Annotated in this window: 6 protein-coding genes; 3 read left to right on the top strand and 3 right to left on the bottom strand. The window is 38.8% G+C overall.

Annotation, left to right across the window (positions count from 1 at the left end):
• Positions 1-67 precede the first annotated feature (67 nt).
• Positions 68-706, bottom strand: coding sequence for a spore germination lipoprotein GerD (gene gerD / locus ACFSBH_RS12995; RefSeq protein WP_349774381.1), 639 nt, complete (start codon positions 704-706; stop codon positions 68-70).
• A gap of 148 nt (positions 707-854) precedes the next feature.
• On the opposite strand from gerD, the gene ACFSBH_RS12990 reads away from it, so the two are divergent.
• Together ACFSBH_RS12990 and ACFSBH_RS12985 are read left to right on the top strand one after the other, a co-directional pair.
• Positions 855-1,526, top strand: a complete 672-nt coding sequence (locus tag ACFSBH_RS12990) for a KinB-signaling pathway activation protein (RefSeq protein WP_251517497.1) — start codon at positions 855-857, stop codon at positions 1,524-1,526.
• A gap of 133 nt (positions 1,527-1,659) precedes the next feature.
• A complete protein-coding gene (locus tag ACFSBH_RS12985; protein WP_379597906.1) occupies positions 1,660-3,783 on the top strand; it encodes a glycoside hydrolase family 3 protein in 2,124 nt (707 codons plus the stop codon).
• Positions 3,784-3,820: 37 nt separating this feature from the next.
• Here the strand turns inward: ACFSBH_RS12985 and ACFSBH_RS12980 are convergent, their stop codons facing one another.
• Positions 3,821-5,389, bottom strand: a complete 1,569-nt coding sequence (locus ACFSBH_RS12980) for a glucose PTS transporter subunit IIA (protein WP_379597904.1) — start codon at positions 5,387-5,389, stop codon at positions 3,821-3,823.
• Between the two features lie 328 nt (positions 5,390-5,717).
• Positions 5,718-6,473: a polysaccharide deacetylase family sporulation protein PdaB gene (pdaB, locus tag ACFSBH_RS12975; protein WP_251517489.1), complete on the bottom strand. Its 756-nt coding sequence runs from the start codon at positions 6,471-6,473 to the stop codon at positions 5,718-5,720.
• 275 nt (positions 6,474-6,748) lie between these two features.
• Here pdaB and ACFSBH_RS12970 point away from each other — a divergent pair, with 275 nt between their 5' ends.
• On the top strand, positions 6,749-6,964 hold the full coding sequence (locus tag ACFSBH_RS12970) for a hypothetical protein (RefSeq protein WP_251517486.1): 216 nt from the start codon (positions 6,749-6,751) through the stop codon (positions 6,962-6,964).
• Positions 6,965-7,411: the final 447 nt, after the last annotated feature.

The raw sequence follows: 7,411 nt of genomic DNA, 5'->3' as shown, positions 1-7,411 counted from the left end.
TCAAAAAGGGACCTTTGTTTTAGGTCCCTTTTTGAGATTTTTGGTGCTGATGATGCGGGAAGTAATATTACTGACCAGCTCCACCGCCGCTACCTCCACCACCTTCGCCGCCACCACCGCCGCCTCCACTGCTTCCTCCACCTTCACTACCTCCACCACCGCTTTGCTTCGCTTGTTCTTCTGCGGCTTTTAGTAGGATTTCTTGGATTTTTGCTTGGAAGAGAGGAGTTTCAAGTGTTTGTTGAATGGTTTCTTCTAGGTGGGAGCGAAACTGTTGGCTTTTTAATGTAGACAATATCAATGCAGACATTTCTGGATTTTGTAAGAGCTCTAATATTTTCCCTTGATATTCTGCATCATTCATTAGGTCTTTCAACCATTTCGTTTGTTCATCCTTGATTGCTTCTGTATATCCTTGTACAAACTTCGGATCTTCAAATAATGATTTCCACATTTCTTTACCTTTATCACTTACCAGCGTCTCGTTAATGGCTGACTTTACGACATCCGACTGGATGACAAGTTCTTCCTTTAACTTCTCGTCCTTTAGCATTTCTGCTAATGTTTTTTTACCATCTTCAGTCTGTAAAATGTCAACGACCATTTTTTTGGTCTTTTCATAATCTGTTTGCTCTTGGCTTTGGCCGTTAGCTCCACAGGCCGTAAGAAATATAATGAATATAATGAGAAGAAATGATTTTTTCATCATTGTCCTCCTTTCTCATCATTTAAAGCACTCACGGTATAAATATTATGAGTGACAAATTTAATAACTATGCATACAAAATGAGGTAAAATGCCATCGTTCGTGTTAAAATACAATCATACGCACGGAAAATGTAGGAGGATTCACGTTGAATATTCGTAAACTGATAAAGTTTTTATTTAATACGTTGATAATAGGTGGACTAGCCGGGTTAATTATTAGCTTTTTTATTAAATGGGATACGTATATGATGTACCTTAACCCAATCAATTGGATGGAAATCATAGGCTTATTGACTTTCTTTGCGGGGTTGGGATTCACTTTTGCTGTCGTTAGTATGACTGGTTATTTTGCATATCTTTATATCCATCGGTTTGGAATCAGTTTATTCCGTTCCTTTTGGCCAACTGTACAGATATTGCTGGTTGCATTTATATTATTTGATTTAATTTATTTCCCATACCGAGGGTCTGATGGAGAAATAGGTATATATTGGTTAATCCTTGGTAGCTTGCTGTTCTTCGGTTTTTCTTGGATTGTTGCCAAGATAAAACAAAAAGAAACGAACAAATCTGCTTTCATTCCGACATTGTTCTTTATGATTGTGATTACAACGGTCGAGTGGACTCCAGCATTAATTGCTGAGGGTACCGATTATGTTTGGCTGATGTTCGCACCACTTCTTGCATGTAACACCTATCAAATCATTGGCTTACATCGTATTGCCAATCGTGTAGACGGTAAATCGAAGAAAGACCCAGCGAGAAGAGAATCTGCCGCTAAAAAGAATATGAAGCATACTGCAACATCAAAAGCTTAAATAAAATAGCTGAGTCTATAAAAAGACTCAGCTTTTATTTATAAGCAAACGTTTTATGAGAATAATACGAAGAAGGAATTCCATTTTTCGGTGAATTAGGACAGATGATGGACTTTAGGAGGAATGATTTGGAATGAGAGAAAATCAGCCGCAATTGGAAGTGAGGAAGAAAAAGCTCATTGAAGTAGATGGATATACATTTAAAGATTTAAATGGGAACGGAAAACTGGATCCTTATGAAGATTGGCGTTTAAGTCCGGAGGAGAGGGCAAGAAATCTAGTGTCTTTGATGAACATTGATGAAAAGATCGGTATGATGCTGATTAATTCTCGGAGGATGGGACTTTACCAAGAGGATAAAAGCAAGACGAGCCATGATGGAATCTTGGATGAGGCAATTGTGGAAAAAGGTGAAAGCATCTTTGCTACGAGTAAAGTATACGGAACGACACATACAATAGAGGAAAGACATTTACGGCATTTTATCTTACGTGATAATTTTAGTCCTTCTGAAACCGCAGAATGGATTAATACGATGAATGAAGTTGCAGAGGGAACCCGCCTAGGCATTCCAGTTTTAGTTGCGTCGAACTCACGAAATGAAAACGGTGAGTCGATTTTTGGAATGAACGACGCAATTGGTATTTTTTCCACTTGGCCGGGTACACTGGGTCTGGCTGCAGCTGCAATGGGTGAAATAAGAAATGGGGGAGATGCATCCCTAATCAATGAATTTGCAAGGATTGCGAAGAAGGAATGGAATGCGACCGGCTTAAGAAAAGGGTATATGTATATGGCAGATGTCGTTACAGACCCAAGATGGCAGCGTACCTATGGAACGTTTGGAGAGGATCCGGAATTCGTTTCTGATGTGATTGGTCGAATCATCGACGAGTTTCAGGGGGAAGCATTAGATCAGAGTAGTATCGCTATGACAACAAAGCATTTTCCGGGTGGCGGTGCCAGGGAAAATGGGTTTGATCCACATTATAAAGAAGGGAAATGGAATATTTACCCGACCCCAGGCAGTTTAGAGAAATATCATTTACCTCCTTTCCAAGTGGCTGTTCAACATGGCACTTCTTCCATTATGCCTTATTATTCCATACCAAGTATTAAAAATAGTGTTGTTCAAGAATTCGAAGGAGAAGAAATCCCGTTTGAAGAGGTTGGTTTTGCCTTCAACTACTATTTCTTAAAGCATATTTTACGTGACAAATTAGGGTTTGAGGGATATATCAATAGTGACAGCGGGATAGTCAATAACATGAGTTGGGGTGTAGAAGATAAGAGTATTGCAGAACGGTTTGCAAAAGCGGTTAATGCTGGTACGGATATCGTTGCCGATACAAATGATATTGAGAATCTGAAAAAAGCTTACGAAAATGGCTGGATCAGTGAAAGACGATTTGACGAAGCGAATGTGAAATTGCTTACGGAAATGTTTGCTCTTGGATTATTTGATGACCGGACGTACAATTCTCCTGAAAAAGCGGATGAAGTGGTAAGTACAAAGGAACATTGGGATAAAGCATATGAGGCACATAAGAAGTCCGTTACAATATTAAAAAACACGAATAACACGTTGCCATTAACCTCTGAGAGTCTAGCTGGAAAGAAAGTATACGTCCAAGCTTATCATAAGGACAAAAAATCTGTGGGAATTTATCAGAAGGAGGCTCTCGAAGCTGTCGGTGAATTGGATGCATTTACAATAACCGACAATTATGAAGAGGCTGAGATTGCAATTCTTTTCCTTCAACCGAAATCAGGTGCATATTTTGATGCGACACCAGGATTATTAGAACTTGAACTTACTGAAGATAAAGAGTTACAGGCGTTGGATGGAAGAGTTTACAATGAAACAACATTAAGTGACATTGCCCACCTAAAACTCGTTGCGGAAGATGTGAAAGGCCGCGGAGGTAAAGTAATCATCAGTTTGAATATCATCCTTCCTTGGATCCTTGGAAATGTTGAACCTTTAGCAGATGCTTTAGTTGCAGGATATGACACTTTTTATAAAGCTCAGATAGAAGTAATGATGGGCAATCATAAACCATCGGGGGTACTACCACTAACTTTACCCGCAAGTGAAAAAGTAATTGCAGTCGATGAAGATGGCAACTGTATTACACTGAATGACGTACCAGGTTATGATAAAGACAAATATCTACCTGAAGGTATGAGTTATGCTTATAGGGATAGTGATGGAAACATTTATAGACTTGGACATGGACTAACCTATGAAGCATAAAAAAGCGCCAGACACATGTAAGTGTTCTGGCGTTTTTTTATGCTTCCAACTTTATTAAATCATCTTCATTGGTTACATCTTCATCAATAATGGAATTAATACTTCTATACTCCTCATGGTTTGTGATTACAATCGGTGTAACTGTTTGATAACCTGCATCTGTGATTCTGTTTATGTCGAATTCAATTAAAACGTCTCCCTGCTCCACCTTATCCTCTTGTTTAACAAGGGATCTAAAGTATTGTCCCTTCAAATTCACTGTATCAATTCCAATGTGGATGAGTATTTCTGCCCCACTATTAGAAGTCATGGCAATTGCATGTTGACTGGGAAACAAGGTTGTCACTACGCCATCAGCAGGAGCGTATACTTTTCCTTCGGCCGGTTCAATTGCAACGCCTCTCCCAACCATATTAGTTGCAAAAAGGGGTTCGTTTACGTCAGAAAGTGAAACAGTTCTTCCGATGATGGGGCTTGTAATGGTTTCTGATTTAATTGTGACAACCATATCTTTATAGGAAGCATCAGACTTCGTTTGAAAGCCAAAAGTCAAGGTTAACAATAGTCCAACTCCAAATGCTACGCCTGTCCCGACCAAATGCAGACCGATTGGTGAAAAAGCAGGAATAGAGAGTGCGCTTGGAAGTACAAAGTCATTCATAACAATTCCAAAGCTTCCATTAAGTGCTCCACCAATTGCTCCGGCTATCACTACATATACTAAAGCTTTCCTGAAGCGGAGGAGTATCCCGTAGTAAATCGCTTCGGTTGTACCTGCTAAACTACCAGGGAGGATTCCGCTGGCTGCTAGGGAGCGTAATGCATTATCTTTTGTCCGGATAAATACTCCAATTGCGACACCAATTTGGGCGAATACTGCAGGGGCAGCCATTCCAATTATCGGATCTGGTCCATTTGCAAGATTCGCGATTGCCAGAGGGATGATTGTCCAGTGTAAGCCGGCAATAGTAAGGAATGTCCAAGCCCCACCTAGTACCGCACCAGCCAACAATCCGCTGCGGCCGCTTAGGAAGCTGATGGTCGATCCTAAACCTTCACCTACTAGAGTGCCGAAGGGGCCAAAGACAAGTAACGTCAATGGAACTAATAGTGTAAGAGAGATCAATGGGTTGATAAACATTTGAATATCTTTATAGATGATTCTTTTTAATAATTTTTCCAGCGCAGCATAAACAAAAATAGCAATGAATATGGGAAATACTGTGGAGGAGTAGTTCGCTAAACTAATCGGTAAACCTAAAAAATGCATGGAGTCTACCCCGCCATTGACTAAATTAATGATATCTGGGGTTAACAGCGCTCCACCTATTGCCCCACCGACATAACCATTGGCACCGAGTTTTAAGGGAATTGTGATTCCAAGAAAAATAGGAAGGAAATAAAAGATGGAATTACCAGCAGCCGACAATGCTATATACGTTCCGCTATCTGAAGACAGCCAGTCCGCTGAAATGGATATGGATAAGGCCGCTTTTAATAGTCCCGCTCCAGCTAGGACCCCTATAATTGGTGCAAAACTGCCGGATATGATGTTCAATACTTTAGTTAGTCCCGTTTCCTTTTGTGTCGTGTTTTGATCACTCATCGTCAAACTCTTTTTCGGATAATGTCATAATTATGGTATTTAAAGGAATGATAGTACCTGTAATCCCCTATGTGAATGAATAGATTAGCCGATGAAGGACTTTATATAAGTAAGTGCTATATTTGTTGTTGCTAAAATATCATCAACTGCTATAAAGATTTCCCATCTCCCTTAACTACAATACATATCTTTTGCCAAGTGGAGGGAATATATCGCCTTTAAGTATGCAATAGTTCAAACTGAATCCAAGAGTATGAAATATAATAATAAAGCATACCGTTTCTAAAAAATAAAAGCCAGGTGATTTATCACCTGGACGATTGAAAGTTTATTCTATAATTTCAATTTCCGCATGAGCTTGACTAATCAGTTCGCTAATAGGTACAAACTCGAGACCTTTATTTTTTAATCCTGGTAGGATAGTTTCAAGTGCTGGAGCAGTCCGTGTAGCAGAATCAGAAGCGTGAAGCAGGATAATGTCTCCATTTGTAGTATTTTTCATCACTTCATCTACAATTTCTTCGGTAACAGGTTTGTCCCAATCATTTGGGCTCACATTCCAGTGAACAACCTCGAATCCCATTGATTTGGCCAAGTCGAGTACCTCTTCGTTAAAATGACCACTTGGTGTGCGGAGAAGTTTCATATCTTCAAATCCAAGCTTTCCAAATACTTCTTGCGCGTGAAATAAGTCGCGTCTAACTTCTTCAATATCCTGATCTAAATAGCTTTTGTATCTGTAGCCGAGCATTCCGATTTCGTGTCCATCCTCAGTAATCTTCTCGATGATGGCGGGATGGCGCTCTGCCCATTCACCACTCAAAAAGAATGTTGCTTTTACGTTTTCATCTTTTAATGTTTCTAAAATATCATGAACCTTTTCATCTCCCCAACTGATGTTGAAGGTAAGAGCGATATTAGGTTCTTCTGCGCTTCCCTTTGTGAATGCTACATCTTCACTGGCATTCCCCCAAAGAGTAAAGTTCGATTGTAAGAGAAAAATACCGGCAACAAATAAAATCATGGCACCAACTGTAACAAACCTTCTTCGTCGATTGAATTTCAAAACGTAAAAATGATCCACATTCGTTCCTCCTTGCATAGCTTGTCTTATTTGATTATATGAAAGGGAACGGTAAATATGATTAGCTGTAACGCAGCGATGAAATGAAAAAAGTTAAAAAAATGGGTTGAATAATAGTGGGAATTGGGAATAGAACAATGTGACAGAAATACAAACATCTCTCAAAAACCGATGATTCTCTACATAGATTTTGTATAATTATCGTAGATGATCCCCTATGTTGTCGGCAGCAAATTAATTAATTTATGGAATATATATGATTTGGGGTGAACAAGGTGTTAGGACTATTAATAAATGAAATGGAACAAAAGGAGATAGAGTATCTGATTAAAAGAGAATTGGAAGAACTCTTATTGGATCTAGAAGACAGCAGAATTGATTCGGTTACCAAGAAGTCGATGAGAAAAAGGTATCAGAAACTTTTCCAACTCTTACTACGTGTAGCGAATAGAGAAGAATGTCTTCCGTATATACCGGCAAGGAACATATAGGCTAAGTGTTAGGGCTTCTTGAAAGAAGTCCTATTTTATTTTCTAATATATATGACGTTGGTAACATTTAGAGTTTACTTATGACAAATATTTTTAAAAAATGTCTTGCACATGTAAAATAATTGTGATATAGTAATTTTTGTTGCGAATTTAATACATTTTGTCAACACGAATGTTGAATTAAGTTGTCCATCAAACAATGATAAAAAACTTAAAAAAACATGTTGACAATTAATCGGAAACATGATAAATTTAAATTCGTCGCAAAAAACGACAAACGTTATATTGCTCTTTGAAAACTGAACAAAACAACCAGTATGTCAAGCGAGGTCACGTGAGTGACCAAGCATAAACTTAATAAGAAAACCCCGTTTTCTTATTAAACAACAGCTAAGTTTTTTCAAACACTTTTATGGAGAGTTTGATCTTGGCTCAGGACGAACGCTG

Source organism: Oceanobacillus luteolus, assembly GCF_042678205.1.
Taxonomy (GTDB): Bacteria; Bacillota; Bacilli; order Bacillales; family Amphibacillaceae; genus Oceanobacillus; species Oceanobacillus luteolus.
Note: the sequence above shows the minus strand (reverse complement) of the source record. Positions and strands in the feature narration are given on the sequence as shown.

Excerpts from the sequence above, each read along its gene's own strand:
- gerD (WP_349774381.1), bottom strand. The coding sequence starts at position 706 with ATGAAAAAATCATTTCTTCTCATTATATTCATTATATTTCTTACGGCC.
- ACFSBH_RS12985 (WP_379597906.1), top strand. The coding sequence starts at position 1,660 with ATGAGAGAAAATCAGCCGCAATTGGAAGTGAGGAAGAAAAAGCTCATT.
- ACFSBH_RS12980 (WP_379597904.1), bottom strand. The coding sequence starts at position 5,389 with ATGAGTGATCAAAACACGACACAAAAGGAAACGGGACTAACTAAAGTA.